Origin of the sequence: Pseudomonas oryzihabitans (genome assembly GCF_024652905.1) — a bacterium.
In the GTDB taxonomy this organism is placed as follows: Bacteria; Pseudomonadota; Gammaproteobacteria; order Pseudomonadales; family Pseudomonadaceae; genus Chryseomonas; species Chryseomonas benzopyrenica.
The window spans coordinates 1,222,873-1,238,786 of the sequence record NZ_CP102428.1 but is presented as its reverse complement, the minus strand read 5'-3'; the positions used below and the strand labels follow the sequence as shown (position 1 = coordinate 1,238,786).

Here is a 15,914-nt window from a genome sequence, read left to right as displayed (position 1 = left end):
ACAACAAGAGAGATCGCCATGCACACCACCCTGTCACCGGGGCTGGTCGCCAAGGTCACCCGGCGCCTGCTGCCCTTCCTGCTGCTGATGTACGTCATGGCCTTTCTCGACCGGGCCAACGTAGGCTTCGCCAAGGTCGCCTTCCAGGCCGATACCGGCATCTCAGACGCGGCCTTCGCCTTTGGCGCCGGGGTCTTCTTCGTCGGCTACGCCTTTCTCGAGATTCCCAGCAATCTGATCATGCACCGCGTCGGCGCCCGGCTGTGGATGTGCCGGATCATGGTCAGCTGGGGCCTGATCTCCGCCGCCATGATGTTCGCCCACACGGCGACATCCTTCTATGTGCTGCGCTTCCTGCTCGGGGTAGCCGAAGCCGGCTTCTTTCCCGGGGTCATCCTCTACCTCACCTACTGGTTTCCCTCGCGCTATCGCGCCCGGGCGCTGGGTTTCTTCTATTTCGGCGCGCCCCTGGCCTTCATCTTCGGCAGCCCGTTGTCGGGGCTGCTGCTGGAATTCGACGGCTTCGGCGGCCTGCACGGCTGGCAATGGATGTTCCTGGTGGAAGGGGTGCTGGCCAGCCTGGTGGGGGTCTGGGCCTGGTTCTACCTGGACAACCGGCCGCGCGATGCGCGCTGGCTGAGCGATGCGGAAAAGCAGGCGCTGCAAGAAGCGCTGGATGCCGAGGACGCCGCCAAGCCCCATCACGGCGGGCTGCTGCGTCTGCTCGGTCAGCCGCGCATCCTCCTGCTGTGCAGTATCTACCTGCTTATCCAGGCCAGCGTCTATGGCGTGGTCTTCTACCTGCCGACCCAGGTGGCCGGCCTGCTGGGGCAGAAGGTCGGTTTGCTGGTCGGCCTGGTCTCGGCGATTCCCTGGGTCTGCGCCCTGCTCGCCGCCTGGCTGATCCCCAGTTGGTCGGATCGTACCGGCGAACGCCGCCGCACCGCGGCCGCCACCCTGGCCATTTCCGGGCTGGGCATCGCCGCCTCGGTGACCTTCTCGCCGCTCTATGCGCTGATCGCCCTGTGCTTCGCCGCCGCCGGCTTCATCGCCGTGCAGCCGCTGTTCTGGACCTTTCCGTCCGACCAGTTGCGCGGCAGCGCCGCGGCCGGCGGCATCGCCCTGATCAACACCTGCGGCGCCATCGGCGGCTTCATCGCGCCCCTGGCCAAGCGCTGGGCCGAGGTGACCTTCGCCCACCCCGGCGCCGGCCTCTATCTGCTCGCCGGGACCACCCTGGTGGCGGCCGCCCTGATTCTCGGCCTGCGCCAGCGTCGCCAGGTCGATCCCCAAGCCCAGCTCACGCCCAGTCACTAAGGGAGCCCTTTCCATGACCCTACCCACCATCAAGCAGGTTCGTGCCTACACCCTTCGTGGCGGCGGCGCCGATTATCACGACCAGGGCGACGGCCACTGGATCGACGACCACATCGCCACGCCCATGGCCAAGTACCCGGAATACCGCCAGAGCCGCCGCAGCTTCGGCATCAACGTGCTGGGCACCCTGGTAGTGGAAGTCGAGGCCAGTGACGGTACCGTGGGCTTCTCCGTCACCACCGGCGGCGAGCTGGGCGCCTTCATCGTCGAGCGACACCTGGCGCGCTTCCTGGAGGGCGCCAAGGTCACCGACCTGGAAAAGATCTGGGACCAGATGTACCTCTCGACTCTCTACTACGGCCGCAAGGGCATCGTGCTCAACACCATCTCCGGGGTGGATCTTGCGCTCTGGGACCTGCTCGGCAAGCTGCGCCAGGAACCGGTACACCAGTTGCTCGGCGGCGCCGTCAGTGACGAATTGCAGTTCTATGCCACCGGCGCGCGCCCGGACCTGGCCAAGGAGATGGGCTTCATTGGCGGCAAGCTGCCTCTGCAGCATGGCCCGGCCGAGGGCGAGGAAGGCCTGCGCAAGAATCTCGAGGCCCTGGCGACCATGCGCGAACGGGTCGGCGACGACTTCTGGCTGATGCTCGACTGCTGGATGAGCCTGGACCTGAACTACGCCACCCGCCTGGCCCAGGGCGCCCATGAATTCGGCCTCAAGTGGATCGAGGAGGCATTGCCGCCGGATGACTACTGGGGCTATGCCGAACTCAGGCGCAACGTGCCGAAGGGCATGCTGGTCACTACCGGTGAGCACGAGGCCACCCGCTGGGGCTTCCGCCTGCTGCTGGAGATGGGTTGCTGCGACATCCTCCAGCCGGACGTCGGCTGGTGCGGCGGCCTCACCGAGCTGATCCGCATCTCGGCACTGGCCGATGCCCACAACGCCCTGGTGGTGCCCCATGGCTCCTCCGTCTACAGCTACCACTTCGTCATCACCCGCACCAACAGTCCCTTCGCCGAGTTCCTGATGATGGCGCCCAAGGCCGACGAGGTGGTGCCCATGTTCCATCCGCAGCTGCTCGACGAACCCGTCCCGGTGCGGGGCCGCATGCGCGCCTCGGCGCTGGATCGGCCCGGCTTCGGCGTGCGCCTCAATCCGGAGTGCACCCTGGAACGACCCTATCGCCACTGAGGCGTTGCCCGGGAGGGCTGGATGAAAGCGACCCAAGATACCCTGGTGACACCGGTACCGGATGCGCGCCCCGCCGCGACGCCACTACCTCCCAAGAGCGCCCGCCTCAAGCGGGTGCAGGTAGTCGCCCTGGCGCTGCTGGTGCTGGCCGGCTTCGTCAACTACCTCGACCGTAGCACCTTGGCCATCGCCAACCAGACCATCAGCGGCGAGCTTGGCTTCACGCCGACTGAGATGGGCCTGCTGCTGTCGGCCTTCGCCTGGGCCTATGCCTTCGCCCAGCTGCCCATCGGCGGCCTGCTGGATCGCTTCGGCGCGCGCCTGACCCTGGGCCTGGGCATCTGCCTCTGGTCCATCGCCCAGGGCGTGCTCGGGCTGCTCAGCAGTCTGCACCTGATGATCCTTGCCCGCGTCGGCCTGGGCATCGGCGAGGCGCCGCAATTCCCGGCCGGCGCCAAGGTGGTCAGCGAGTGGTTCAACGTGCGCGAGCGCGGCCTGCCCTCCGGCATCTTCAACCTCTCCTCCTCTCTGGGGCCGGCGATCTCCCAGCCGATCCTCACCGCCCTGCTTCTGTGGCTGGGCTGGCGGCAGATGTTCATCGCCATGGGCGTACTGGGCGTCTTGGTGGCGGCGCTCTGGTACCTGAGCTATCGCGATCGGGTCCAGGTAGCGCTGGACGCCGCCGAGCGGGCACACCTGGACGCCGGACTGCCACCCCAGGACGCCGGTCTGCGGCTGACCTTCGCCGACTGGCTGGGGTTGTTCCGCCGCCGCCTGACCTGGGGCGTGGTGATCGGCTACGTGGGCATCATCTACATGCTGTCGCTGTTCCTGACCTGGCTGCCGGCCTACCTGGAGCGGGTTCACCACCTGTCCCTGTCCCAGGCCGGCTGGGTCGCCAGCCTGCCGTTCCTGGCCGGCGCCTGTGGCGTGATCGGTGGTGGCCTGCTGGTGGATCGCCTGACCCGCAGCGGGCGCAGCCTGGCCTTCAGTCGCAAGCTGCCGATCTGCGGCGGTCTGGCCGCGGCCGGGCTATTCGCCCTGTGCAGCGCCGGGGTGACCGGCATCGGCAGCGTCATCCTCTGCTTCAGCCTGGCGCTGTTCAGCCTCAACGTGGCGGTGGCCGGCACCTGGTCGCTGGTGAGCGTCGCCGTGCCCTCGCACCAGGTGGCCTCGCTGGCCAGCATCCAGAACTTCGGTGGCTACTTCGGCGGCGCCTTCGCCCCGGTCATCACCGGCATGATCGTCCAGCAGACCGGCTCCTTCGGCCTCGCGCTCGGCATCGCCGCCGCGGTCGCGGTGGCCGGTGCCCTGAGCTATGGGCTGCTGGTGCGCCTGCCGGACACCCCTTCCTGATTCCCCTGGAGACGACCGTCATGGATCTGCCGCGCAATCCCTTCAAGGCCCGCCTCACGGGCAGCGACACCCTCTACGGTCTCTGGGCCGGCTTCGCCACCGGCTATGCCGCCGAGATCGCCGCCGGCACCGGCTACGACTGGCTGCTGATCGACGGCGAGCACGCCCCCAATACGGTGCCAAGCATCCTCGCCCAGTTGCAGGCGGTGGCGCCCTACCCCACGGCGCCGGTGGTGCGTTGCGTGACCGGCGATGCGGTGCTGATCAAGCAGTTGCTGGACATCGGCGTGCAGACGCTGATGGTGCCCATGGTGGAGACCGCCGATCAGGCCCGCGCCCTGGTGCGCGCCATGCGCTATCCGCCCCACGGCATCCGCGGCGTCGGTGGTGGCCTGGCCCGCGCCACCCGCTGGGACGCGGTACCCGACTACCTGCACAACGCTCACACCGAGTTGTGCCTGATCGTCCAGGTGGAATCGCGGCTGGGCAGCGATAACGTCGCCGAGATCGCCGCGGTGGAGGGCGTGGACGCCGTCTTCGTCGGCCCCGCCGACCTCTCCAGCGGCCTCGGCCATGCCGGCAATCCGGGCCATCCCGAGGTGCAGGCACGTATCCGCGCCGCCATCGATGCCACCCGCGCGGCCGGCAAGGTGGCCGGGATCCTGGCGCCCCAGGAAGACGATGCCCGGCGCTATCGCGACTGGGGTTGCCAGTTCGTTGCCGTCGGCATCGACATCAGCCTGTTCCGCCAGGCGGCGCTGGCCAACCTGGCCCGCTATCGCCCCCTCGAAGCGCCCCAGGCGCCCTCTCGCACCTATTGACCCGGAGTCCGCCATGGCCGATCTGCCTCTTTACCAGAACTACATCGATGGCCGCTTCCTGCCGGCCGCCGAGAACTTTCTCGTCCATAACCCGGCCACCGGCGAGGCCCTGGCCCGGGTACCGGCGTCCAGTCGCGAAGACGTCGACCAGGCCATCGCCGCCGCCCGCCGCGCCCAGAAGGCCTGGGCGCGCAAACCAGCCATCGAGCGTGCCGGCTATCTGCGGCGCATCGCGGCAAAGCTGCGTGAGCACGCACCGCGGCTGGCCCGGACCATTGTCGCCGAACAGGGCAAGGTCCAAGGCCTGGCCGAGGTGGAGGTCAATTTCACCGCCGACTATCTCGACTACATGGCCGAGTGGGCAAGGCGCATCGAAGGCGAGATCATCACCAGCGACCGACCCGACGAGCAGATCTTTCTGCTGCGCAAGCCGCTGGGCGTAGTGGCCGGCATCCTGCCCTGGAACTTCCCCTTCTTCCTGATCGCCCGCAAGCTGGCGCCGGCACTGCTCACCGGCAACACCATCGTCATCAAACCCAGCGAAGAAACCCCGATCAATGCCCATGAATTCGCCCGCCTGGTGGCCGAGACCGACCTGCCGCCCGGGGTCTTCAACCTGGTCAGCGGTGCCGGCGCCGTGGGAGGCCAGCTCAGTGCCCATGCCGGCATCGACATGGTCAGCTTTACCGGCAGCGTCGGCACCGGCTCGCGGATCATGGCCGCTGCCGCACCGCATCTGACCAAGCTCAATCTGGAACTGGGCGGTAAGGCGCCGGCCATCGTCCTGGCCGATGCCGACCTGGACCTGGCGGTACGCGCCATCCGCGATTCGCGCATCATCAACACCGGCCAGGTGTGCAACTGCGCCGAGCGCGTCTATGTGGAGCGCGCGGTGGCCGAGGACTTCATCGAGCGCATCGGCCGCGCCATGGCCGCTACCCGGTTCGGCGATCCCGAGGCCGACACCAGCGTGGAGATGGGGCCGTTGATCAACGCCGCCGGCCTGGACAAGGTGGCGGCCAAGGTCGATGTCGCCCTCGGCCAGGGTGCTCGCCTGGTCACCGGCGGCAGCCGCGCCGACCTGGGCCGCGGCTTTCACTTCCAGCCCACGGTACTGGCGGACTGTCGCGCCGAGATGCCGATCATGCGCGAGGAGATCTTTGGCCCGGTGCTGCCGATCCAGGTGGTGGACGATCTCGACGAAGCCATCGCCCTGGCCAACGACTGCGAATACGGTCTGACCTCCTCCGTCTATACGCGCAGCCTGAGCAAGGCCATGCACGCCATGCGCGAGATCGACTTCGGCGAGACCTACATCAACCGGGAAAACTTCGAGGCCATGCAGGGCTTTCACGCCGGGGTGCGCAAGTCCGGCATCGGCGGCGCCGACGGCAAGCACGGGCTCTATGAGTACACCCACACCCAGGTGGTCTATCTGCAGGGCTAGGGATCGAGGCTGGTGGCTACCCGCTTCGCTCGAATGTTCCTGGGCGAACGCGGGTCGAAACAGGCGCAATCCAAGATCAGGCACGGGCCAGCGGCCCCAGGGAGACCAGATGCAGAACTACCACATCGTACCTACCGACACCGGCTGGGAATTCAAAGAGGAACATGGCGATCGTGCCCTGCTCAAGGCGTCGACCAAGGACGCCATCGTCCACCAGGCGGCGCAATACCTGGATGGCAAGACCGGCAGCGTCAAGATCCACACCAGCGACGGTCGTATCGAGGAAGAGCGTACCTATCCACGCAGTGCGGATCCGGCCCAGTCCAAGGGCTGACGCGTCAGGACCTTGCTGCTGAGCACGGCAGGGTCCTGCTTTGACCGCATCCCCCTCGCCTACCATCCGTAGCGGTGGTATACCGTAAGACATAACAATCAGAATGGCGGTCAAGCGAGGTCAGCATGAATTCATCTCCGCGTTTCTGCTGCCAGTGCGGTAGTGCCGAACTCCGGCGTGGCCGGCCCGCTGGGGATAGCCACGAGCGGCTGCTGTGCACCGCCTGCGGCCATGTGCTCTATGACAATCCGCGGGTGATTGCCGGGTGCCTGGTGGAGCATCAGGGCCGCTATCTGCTCTGTCGCCGGGCCATCGAGCCCCGTCGGGGCTACTGGACGCTACCGGCAGGCTTCATGGAGAACGACGAGAGTGCCGAACAGGCCGCATTGCGCGAGACCTGGGAGGAAAGCGGGGTCAGGGCCCGGATCCTCGCGCCCTACTCCATCTTCAATGCCGCGGGCGTCAATCAGGTCTATCTGATCTTCCGCGCCGAATTGGTCGAAATCGACGCCGAGGCTGGCGTTGAGACCTTGGAGCGCCGCTTTTTCGCGCCGGACGAGTTGCCCTGGGCCGACCTGGCCTATCCCTCGATTCGCCAGATCCTCGAACGCCGGCTTCAAGAACAGGTACAGGGCCATCACGGCCTCTATTTCGGTACGGCCGAGGCCGGGCAGTTGCATACCCTTGGCTGACCAGTTCGGGCACTGTTGGGCTTCGACGATGGAGCCGTCTCAACCCAACCTACCTCGACCGTAGGTTGGGTTGAGCGCCGCGAAGCCCAACGAACGGGATCAGATCCCCAGGCAGAGGTACTTGATCTCCAGGTACTCTTCGATGCCGTACTTGGAGCCCTCGCGGCCCAGGCCCGAGGCCTTGACGCCGCCAAAGGGCGCGACCTCGTTGGAAATCAGGCCGGTGTTGATGCCGACCATGCCGTACTCCAGCGCCTCGGCCACGCGGAATACGCGGGACAGGTCGCGGGCATAGAAGTAGGAGGCCAGGCCGAATTCGGTGTCGTTGGCCAGCTCGATGACCTCGGCCTCGTCCTTGAAGCGGAACAGTGGCGCCAGCGGGCCGAAGGTCTCCTCCTTGGACACCTTGGCGCTCTTGGGCACGTCGGCGAGGATGGTCGGCTCGAAATAGCTGCCCCCATTGGCGTGGGCCTTGCCGCCGGCGATGACCTTGGCGCCCTGGCTCACGGCGTCGTCGATGTGTTCCTTGACCTTGGCCGCGGCCTTGGCGTCGATCAGCGGGCCGATGGTGACGCCCTCCTCCAGGCCGTTGCCGACCTTGAGCTTGGCCACCGCGGCCTTGAATTTCTCGGCGAAGGCGTCGTAGACCCCATCCTGAATATAGAGACGGTTGACGCAGACGCAGGTCTGGCCGGCGTTGCGGTACTTGGAGGCGATGGCGCCTTCCACGGCCTTGTCCAGGTCGGCGTCGTCGAAGACGATGAAGGGCGCGTTGCCGCCCAGCTCCAGCGACAGCTTCTTGATGGTGGGCGCGCTCTGCTCCATCAGCTTGGCACCGATCTCGGTGGAGCCGGTAAAGGAGATCTTGCGCACGATGGGGCTTTCGGTCAGCTCGGCGCCGATCTCGGCGGCGGAGCCGGTGACCACGCTCAGCACGCCCTTGGGAATGCCGGCGCGCTCAGCCAGTTCGACCAAGGCCAGGGCCGAGTACGGGGTCTGGCTGGCGGGCTTGATGACCATGGTGCAGCCGGCGGCCAGGGCCGGACCGGCCTTGCGGGTGATCATCGCGGTGGGGAAATTCCACGGCGTGATGGCGGCGGTGACGCCGATGGGCTGCTTGATCACCAGGATGCGCTTGTCGGCCTGGTGGCCGGGGATGGTGTCGCCATAGATGCGCTTGGCTTCTTCGGCGAACCACTCGATGAAGGAGGCGGCGTAGGCGATCTCGCCCTTGGCCTCGGCCAGCGGCTTGCCCTGCTCCAGGGTCATCAGCCGGCCCAGGTCGTCCTGGTTCTCGATCATCAACTCGTACCAGCGCCGCAGCTTGGCCGAGCGCTCCTTGGCGGTCAGGGCCCGCCAGGCCGGCAGCGCACGGTTGGCGGCGTCGATGGCGCGCTTGGTCTCGGCACGGCCGAGCTTGGGAATGGTGCCCAGGGTCTCGCCGGTGGCCGGGTTGTCCACCTGGACGGTGGCGCCGCTGTCGGCGTCGATCCAGGCGCCGTCGACATAGGCTTGCTGGCGAAACAGGGAAGCGTCTTGCAACATGAGCGGGGTTCCTCGGGAGGGGGATTGAAGGTGGTTTTCGACAGCGACCCAGCTCATTGTGCCGAGGCAGCCTGCAGCCGGGCGGCCTGGGCCGGCGAGCCCTGGTAGGCCAGCCAGAAATACAGCGGGCAGGTCACCAGCAGCCCGAACAGCCAGGACAGATCGGCGCCTGCCACCAGGTCGGCATAGGGCCCCTTGAACAACGCCGTGTTGGCGAACGGCAGCTGCACCAGGATGCCGACCGCGTAGGCGGCGATGGCATGGCCGTTGAAGCGACCGTAGCGGCCACCGTCGGCGGCGAACAATGAAGGGATGTGGTAGTCGCCGCGCTTGATCAGATAGAAGTCGATGAGATTGATGGAAGCCCAGGGCACCAGGATCATGGTCATGGCCAGTACCAGGCCGATGAATCTTTCGATGAAATCGGCCGAGGCCATGAGCGCCACGCTGCAGCAGCCCACCAGCACCAGGCTGGACAGCACCACCTTGACCTTGACGCCCGGTGTCCAGCCGGCGGCGAAGGTCTGCACGCAGGTGATGATGGCAAGTACCGCGCCATAGAGGTTGAGGGCGTTGTGGCTGATGATGTTGAGCAGGAACAGCACCATCAGCACCGGGCCCAGCCAGCCGGTGGCCTGGGCCACGGCGGCCATGGCGTCGTTACCGGCCGGCACCGCCAGCACCGCCACCACACCAAAGGAAAAGGCCAGGATGGTGCCCAGGGTGGCGCCAAGGTAGGTCGCCCAGAAAGGTCGTGCGATCCCCACGGCTTCCGGCAGATAGCGCGAATAGTCGCTGGTATAGGGCGAGAAACTCAGTTGCCAGATCACCCCCAGCGACAGCGTAGCGACGAAACCGCTGGCATTGAGGCCTCCACGGGTCAGGAAGTCCGCGGGTAGCGGCTGGGTCAGCATCATGGCGAAACCCGCCAGCAACCCCGCGCCCATGACCCAGGTACCCCAGCGATTGAGGGTATGGATGCAGCGATAACCGATCACCCCGATGGCCGTGGCGCTTAGGGCGCCGACCACGATGGCCAGCGGCATGGGTACGGCCGGCACCAGGCCTTGGATCGACTTGCCGGCCAGCACCACGTTGGAGGTGAAAAAGCCCACGTAGATCAGCGCGGTGACGCAGACGATCAGCAGGGCGCCATAGCGGCCGAACTGGCCGCGACTTTGCACCATCTGCGGAATGCCCAGCCGCGGTCCCTGGGCCGAGGCCAGGGCCAGCACCACCCCGCCGAGCAGATGCCCGAGCACGATGGCCATCAGGCCCCAGGCCAGATTTAGGTGGAAGGTCTGGACCACCATGGCGCCGGTGACGATAGGCAACGGCGCGATATTGGTGCTGAACCAGAGGGTGAAGAGATCGCGGCTATGGCCGTGGCGTTCGGCCGGGGCGACGTGATCCACGGTATGGGTTTCGATAGCGACGGCAGAGCGAGGGGCTGCGGACATCCAGGAATTCCATTGTTGTAGTTGTGGAAGACGCCTGCTGGACAGGTCGTCCTGGTGAGCAGAAAGTATTACGGTATACCAGATTACACAACCGCCTTTTGGCTTGTGGCGGTGACGTCTGGGGACTGCCGCCGAATCTCGTTACATCTCTGCTTGCCAGTTCACGTATTATGGTATACCAATAAAAACATCGACTGGCCGAGCCGTCGCGTACCGCCAACAAGAGACACCCGAGCCCTCGCGCCGAGGTGGAAGACAAGAGGTAGGCTTCTTATGAAATTTTCCCTGTTCGTGCACATGGAACGCTGGGACGAAAGCGTCAGCCATCGGCAGCTGTTCGAAGAGCTGACCGAACTGACCCTGATGGCCGAAGCCGGCGGTTTCTGCACCGTCTGGGTCGGTGAGCATCATGCGATGGAATACACCATCTCCCCCAGCCCCATGCCGATCCTGGCCAACCTGGCGGCGCGTACCTCGACCATCCGCCTGGGCGCCGGCACCCTGATTGCGCCCTTCTGGCATCCCCTGCGTGCGGCTGGCGAATGCGCCCTGCTCGACGTGATCAGTGAAGGCCGCATGGAAGTGGGCCTGGCCCGTGGCGCCTACCAGGTGGAATTCGATCGCATGGCCGGCGGCCTGCCCGCCACCGCTGGCGGCAAGCATCTGCGCGAACTGGTCCCGGCGCTGCGCAAGCTCTGGGAAGGCGACTACGCCCACGACGGCGAAGTCTGGCAATTCCCTACCTCCACCAGCGTGCCCAAGCCGGTCGGCACCCCGCCGATCTGGATCGCCGCGCGGGATCCGGATTCGCACAATTTCGCGGTGGCCAACGGCTGCAACGTCATGGTCACGCCGCTGATGAAGGGCGACGAGGAAGTGGTCGATCTCAAGCACAAGTTCGACAACGCCCTGGCCAACAATCCCGGGGTGGCCCGGCCCAAGCTGATGGTGCTGCGCCACACCCATGTGCACGCGGCGGAAGAACCCGAGGGCTGGAAGATCGGCGCCCAGGCCATCGGCCGTTTCTACCGCACCTTCGATGCCTGGTTCGGCAATAAGGAAACCCCGGTCAACGGTTTCCTCGCCCCCAGCCCGGAAGAAAAGTTCGCCGGCCGCCCGGAGTTCGAGCTGGAGAACATCCGCAAGAACACCATGATCGGCACCCCCGACGAGGTCATCACCCGCCTGCGTCACTACGAGGAACTGGGCGTCGACGAATTCAGCTTCTGGTGCGACAACAGCCTGCCCTTCGCCGAGAAGAAGAAGTCGCTGCAGTTGTTCATCGACAAGGTGGCACCGGCCTTTGCCTGATCCAGGGTCCGCGCTCCGGCGCGGACCTTCAACACGCCTAATTGCGTGGCATACCATCATCCAACAGACATCCCAGGAGTCAGCATGAGTTTCGAAATCCGCAAGGTAGTCACCTATCTCGAAGAGACCCACATCGAAGGCGGCAAGGCGACCGACAAGCCGGTGACCATGGCCGGCGTCGCCGTGGTGATCCGCAATCCCTGGGTCGGCAAGGGCTTCGTCGAAGACCTCAAGCCCGAGATCAAGGCCCACTGCTCCGACCTGGGCGCCTTCATCGTCGAGCGTCTGACCCGCGCCATCGGCGGTGCCGAGCGCATCGAGGCCTATGGCAAGGCGGCGGTGGTCGGCGCCGACGGCGAGATCGAACACGCCTCGGCGGTGATCCACACCCTCAGATTCGGCAACCACTACCGCGAGGCGGTCCAGGCCAAGAGCTACCTGAGCTTCACCAACAAGCGCGGTGCCCCGGGTACTTCCATCCAGATCCCCATGATGCACAAGGATGACGAGGGCCTGAGATCCCACTACATCACCCTGGAAATGCGCATCGAGGACGCACCGCGGGCCGACGAGATCGTGGTGGTGCTGGGCGCCGCCGACGGTGGCCGCCTGCATCCGCGCATCGGCAACCGCTACATCGACCTCGAGGAACTCGCGGCTGAAAAGGCGCGCTGAGGAGAATCCGCGAATGATCCGGTCTACAGACGCCAAGACCCCCGCCGGCACTGCCTACCGCATCGCCGGCGATGGCAGCCCGCTCGTCCTGATCCATGGCGTGGGGCTCAGCAAGGAGATGTGGGGCGGTCAACTCGCGGGCCTCGCGCCGCGCTACCAGGTGATCGCCTATGACATGCTCGGCCATGGCGAAAGCCAGCGTCCGGTGGCGCAGGCGACGCTCGACGACTATGCCGCGCAGCTCACCGAACTGCTCGATCACCTGGGGCTGGCAACGGCCGTGGTGGTCGGCTTCTCCATGGGCGGCCTGATCGCCCGGGCCTTCGCCCTGAGCCATCCGCAGCGGCTGGACGCGCTGGTGATCCTCAACAGCGTGTTCAATCGCTCGGTGGAGCAGCGTAGCGGGGTCCTGGAGCGGACCCGCCAGGCCGAACTCGAAGGCCCCGACGCCAACCTGGATAGCGCCCTGGCCCGCTGGTTCAGCCGTGAGTATCAGGGCGCCAACCCGGCGCAAATCCAGGCGCTGCGCCAGGCCTTTGCCAACAACGACCCCCAGGGCTATCTGACCACCTACGCCCTGTTCGCCACCCAGGACCGCTACGGCGCCGAGCGGCTGGACAGCCTCCAGGTGCCCACCCTGGTGGCCACCGGCGAACTGGACAGCGGCTCGACCCCGGAGATGGCGCGCCAGCTGGCCGCGCGGATTCCCCGCGCGCGCACTGCCGTGCTGGCCGACCAGCGCCATATGATGCCGGTCGAGTCACCCAAGCTGGTCAACGCCCTGCTGCTGGACTTCCTCGACGACGCCCTGGACAAGGCCCCTTCCACTTCCATCAAGGGATACGTGGCATGACCCTGCAACGTTTTCAGATGTGCATCGACGGCGAATGGACCGCGGCCCAGTCGGGCCGTACCTTCGCCAGTCTCGATCCGGCCACCGCGACCGCCTGGGCGGAATTGCCCGACGCCGACGCCGACGACGTCGACCGCGCCGTCCAGGCCGCCCAGCGCGCCTTCGAGGCGTCGGCCTGGCGTGGCCTGACCGCCAGCGCCCGCGGCAAGCTCCTGCGCCGGCTGGGCGATCTCATCGCCGCCAACAAGGAGGCCCTGGCCCAACTGGAAAGCCGTGACAACGGCAAGCTGATCCGCGAGACCCGCGGCCAGGTCGGCTACCTGCCGGAATTCTTCCACTACACCGCGGGCCTGGCCGACAAGCTCGAAGGCGGCACCCTGCCCCTCGACAAGACCGACCTCTTCGCCTACACCGTGCATGAACCCCTGGGCGTGGTCGCCGGCATCGTGCCCTGGAACAGCCCGCTTTACCTGACCGCCATCAAGGTCGCCCCGGCCCTGGCCGCCGGCAATACCGTGGTGATCAAGCCGTCCGAGCACGCCTCGGCCACCATCCTGGAGCTGGCGCGATTGGCCCTGGAAGCCGGCATTCCGCCCGGGGTGTTCAACGTGGTGACCGGCTATGGTCCGGGCGCCGGCGCGGCCCTCACCCGCCATCCGCTGGTGCGCAAGATCGCCTTTACCGGTGGCGCCGCCACGGCCCGCCACGTGGTCCGCGCCAGCGCCGAGAACTTCGCCAAGCTGAGCCTGGAGCTGGGCGGCAAGTCGCCCAACATCATCTTCGCCGACGCCGACCTCGATAGCGCGATCAACGGCGCGGTGGCCGGTATCTATGCCGCCTCCGGGCAGAGTTGCGTGGCCGGCTCGCGGCTGCTGGTGCAGGACGAGATCTACGACGAATTCGTCACCCGACTGGTAGAGCGTGCCCAGCGCATCCGCATCGGCAATCCCCAGGACGACGCCAGCGAGATGGGCCCCATGGCCACCGAGCAGCAGCTCGCCATCGTCGAGCGGCTGGTGGAAGCGGCCCTGGCCGAAGGCGCGACACTGCGCCTGGGCGGCAAGCGACCCGACACCGGCAGCGCCGGCTGGTACTACGAACCCACCCTGCTGGAATGCGACCGGCACTCGCTGCGCATCATGCAGGAGGAAGTCTTCGGCCCGGTGGCCGCGGTGATCCGCTTCAAGGACGAGGCCGAGGCCCTGCGCCTGGCCAACGACAGCGAGCTGGGCCTCGCCGCGGGCATCTGGACCCGCGACCTGGGCCGTGCCCATCGCCTGGCGCGGGACATCCGCTCCGGCATCATCTGGGTCAACACCTATCGCGCGGTCTCGGCCATGGCGCCGATCGGCGGTTTCAAGAACAGCGGCTACGGCCGCGAGAGCGGCATCGACTCGGTTCTGGCCTATACCGAAACCAAAACGGTATGGATCAATCTGTCCCAGGCGCCGATGCCCGATCCCTTTGTAATGCGTTAAACGAGGTTGGCAGTCATGATCGATCCCGCAATCTACAAGCAAGTGATGGGCGCCTTTCCGTCCGGCGTCACCGTGGTCACCACCCTGGATGCCGAAGGCAACCTCGCCGGCCTGACCGCCAGTGCCTTCAGCGCCCTGTCGCTGGATCCGGCGCTGGTGCTCTTCTGCCCCAACTACAGCTCCGACACCTACCCCCTGCTGCGTGACGGCAAGGGTTTCGCCATCCACCTGCTGAGCGCCGAACAGCAGCGTATCGCCTATGCCTTCGCCAGCAAGGGCAAGGACAAGACCCAGGGCATCGAATGGACGCGCAGCGCCCTGGGCAATCCGCTGCTGGCCGATGCCACGGCGGTGATCGAGTGCGAGCTGTGGCGCGAGTACGACGGGGGCGACCATGCCATCATCGTCGGGGCGGTGAAGAATCTGATCGTGCCGGACCAGGAGGTGATCCCGATGCTCTATCACCGGGGTCGGATGGGCGCCGCACCGATCTATGCCTGAGCGGATGGGCCCATGAACGCCTGCAGGGGGCATGCTAGACTTGCCCTCTTCCGCCCTGGCGAGCACGCGGGCCCCACGTAGTCGCGTGCCTCGTCGTCGCCTGTAGAACCGGTCCGCCAGAGAGCCCCATGAGACGCGCGCAACTAGACGACAGCTTCAAGATCACCCGCAGCCCGGTCACCCTGCGTGAAATGGTGTGCAATCGCCTGCGCCAGGCGATCCTGAACTTCCAGTTGCTGCCGGGTGACCGCCTGGTGGAGCGCGATCTCTGCGACCGCCTAGGCGTGAGCCGCACCTCGGTGCGCGAAGCCCTGCGTCATCTCGAATCCGAAGGCCTGGTGGAATTCGCCGATGCCCGCGGGCCGCGCGTCGCCATCATCACCCTGGAGGATGCCTGCGACCTCTATGAGCTGCGTTGCGTGCTGGAAGGCCTGATCGTGCAACTCTTCACCTTGCGCGCCGGCCCCCGGGAAATCGAGGCGCTGGAACAGGCCCTCGAGGAGAACCGCAAGGCCCTGGAGGGCGCCGAACTGCCAGAGGTCATCGAGACCGTGCAGAACTTCTACAACGTGCTCATGGAGGGCTGCGGCAACCGCGTCGCCGCCACCCAGCTGCGCCAGTTGCAGGCGCGGGTGAGCTACCTGAGGGCCACTTCGGTGTCCCAGGCCAATCGCCGTCAGGCGAGCAACGCGGAGATGGAGCGCATGGTCGCCGCCATCCGCAGTGGCGATGCCCTGGCCGCCCACCAGGCTTCGGTCGATCACGTCCGCGCCGCCGCCCAGGTCGCCCTCGACTACCTGCAGCGGCAACAGGAGCACCAGGGCGAACAGGCCCGTGAGCTGTTCATCCCCCGCGTGCAGGACGAGCCGCGCATCGAACGCTAGCCGTCTTCGGCCAGACGCGGCAGTGCCGTGCCTGGCCGCCTC

The 15,914-nt window shown here is 66.6% G+C and carries 15 protein-coding genes; 13 read left to right on the top strand and 2 right to left on the bottom strand.

What is annotated here, in order from left to right:
• The first annotated feature begins 18 nt into the window (after nt 1-18).
• The 7 genes from NRG74_RS05735 to NRG74_RS05705 all read left to right on the top strand — a co-directional run bounded on the left by NRG74_RS05735 (nt 19) and on the right by NRG74_RS05705 (nt 7,165).
• Nucleotides 19-1,317, top strand: coding sequence for an MFS transporter (locus tag NRG74_RS05735; RefSeq protein ID WP_257705981.1), 1,299 nt, complete (start codon nt 19-21; stop codon nt 1,315-1,317).
• Between the two features lie 13 nt (nt 1,318-1,330).
• Nucleotides 1,331-2,515, top strand: a complete 1,185-nt coding sequence (gene rhmD, locus NRG74_RS05730) for an L-rhamnonate dehydratase (protein WP_257705980.1) — start codon at nt 1,331-1,333, stop codon at nt 2,513-2,515.
• Between the two features lie 21 nt (nt 2,516-2,536).
• Nucleotides 2,537-3,871, top strand: coding sequence for an MFS transporter (locus NRG74_RS05725; protein WP_257705979.1), 1,335 nt, complete (start codon nt 2,537-2,539; stop codon nt 3,869-3,871).
• A 20-nt stretch (nt 3,872-3,891) separates the two neighbouring features.
• Nucleotides 3,892-4,692 (top strand): HpcH/HpaI aldolase/citrate lyase family protein, encoded by an 801-nt coding sequence (locus tag NRG74_RS05720; protein WP_257705978.1) that lies wholly within the window; start codon nt 3,892-3,894, stop codon nt 4,690-4,692.
• Between the two features lie 13 nt (nt 4,693-4,705).
• Nucleotides 4,706-6,139 carry an aldehyde dehydrogenase gene (aldA, locus tag NRG74_RS05715; RefSeq protein WP_257705977.1) on the top strand — a complete coding sequence of 478 codons (1,434 nt, stop codon included), beginning with the start codon at nt 4,706-4,708 and terminating at the stop codon, nt 6,137-6,139.
• Nucleotides 6,140-6,248: 109 nt separating this feature from the next.
• A complete protein-coding gene (locus NRG74_RS05710; protein ID WP_059315031.1) occupies nt 6,249-6,473 on the top strand; it encodes a DUF2188 domain-containing protein in 225 nt (74 codons plus the stop codon).
• A 125-nt stretch (nt 6,474-6,598) separates the two neighbouring features.
• On the top strand, nt 6,599-7,165 hold the full coding sequence (locus NRG74_RS05705) for an NUDIX hydrolase (protein WP_257705976.1): 567 nt from the start codon (nt 6,599-6,601) through the stop codon (nt 7,163-7,165).
• A 99-nt stretch (nt 7,166-7,264) separates the two neighbouring features.
• On the opposite strand, the gene gabD is transcribed toward NRG74_RS05705, so the two are convergent.
• Complete coding sequence (gabD, locus tag NRG74_RS05700; protein WP_437181169.1) at nt 7,265-8,710, bottom strand: NADP-dependent succinate-semialdehyde dehydrogenase; 1,446 nt, start codon at nt 8,708-8,710, stop codon at nt 7,265-7,267.
• Between the two features lie 53 nt (nt 8,711-8,763).
• A complete protein-coding gene (locus NRG74_RS05695; protein ID WP_257705974.1) occupies nt 8,764-10,170 on the bottom strand; it encodes a purine-cytosine permease family protein in 1,407 nt (468 codons plus the stop codon).
• A 273-nt stretch (nt 10,171-10,443) separates the two neighbouring features.
• Here NRG74_RS05695 and NRG74_RS05690 point away from each other — a divergent pair, with 273 nt between their 5' ends.
• The 6 genes from NRG74_RS05690 to NRG74_RS05665 all read left to right on the top strand — a co-directional run bounded on the left by NRG74_RS05690 (nt 10,444) and on the right by NRG74_RS05665 (nt 15,872).
• Nucleotides 10,444-11,481: an LLM class flavin-dependent oxidoreductase gene (locus NRG74_RS05690; protein ID WP_160922555.1), complete on the top strand. Its 1,038-nt coding sequence runs from the start codon at nt 10,444-10,446 to the stop codon at nt 11,479-11,481.
• Between the two features lie 84 nt (nt 11,482-11,565).
• Nucleotides 11,566-12,156, top strand: coding sequence for an amino acid synthesis family protein (locus NRG74_RS05685; RefSeq protein ID WP_184287806.1), 591 nt, complete (start codon nt 11,566-11,568; stop codon nt 12,154-12,156).
• A 13-nt stretch (nt 12,157-12,169) separates the two neighbouring features.
• A complete protein-coding gene (locus NRG74_RS05680) occupies nt 12,170-13,009 on the top strand; it encodes an alpha/beta fold hydrolase (protein WP_257705973.1) in 840 nt (279 codons plus the stop codon).
• Nucleotides 13,006-14,487: an aldehyde dehydrogenase gene (locus NRG74_RS05675; protein WP_257705972.1), complete on the top strand. Its 1,482-nt coding sequence runs from the start codon at nt 13,006-13,008 to the stop codon at nt 14,485-14,487. Before NRG74_RS05680 ends, NRG74_RS05675 begins: the two co-directional genes overlap by 4 nt.
• Nucleotides 14,488-14,502: 15 nt before the next feature.
• Complete coding sequence (locus tag NRG74_RS05670) at nt 14,503-14,988, top strand: flavin reductase family protein (RefSeq protein ID WP_059315038.1); 486 nt, start codon at nt 14,503-14,505, stop codon at nt 14,986-14,988.
• Between the two features lie 128 nt (nt 14,989-15,116).
• The gene (locus NRG74_RS05665) at nt 15,117-15,872 is read left to right on the top strand and encodes a GntR family transcriptional regulator (RefSeq protein ID WP_059315039.1); all 756 of its coding nucleotides are present in this window, start codon (nt 15,117-15,119) and stop codon (nt 15,870-15,872) included.
• The last annotated feature ends 42 nt before the right edge of the window (nt 15,873-15,914 follow it).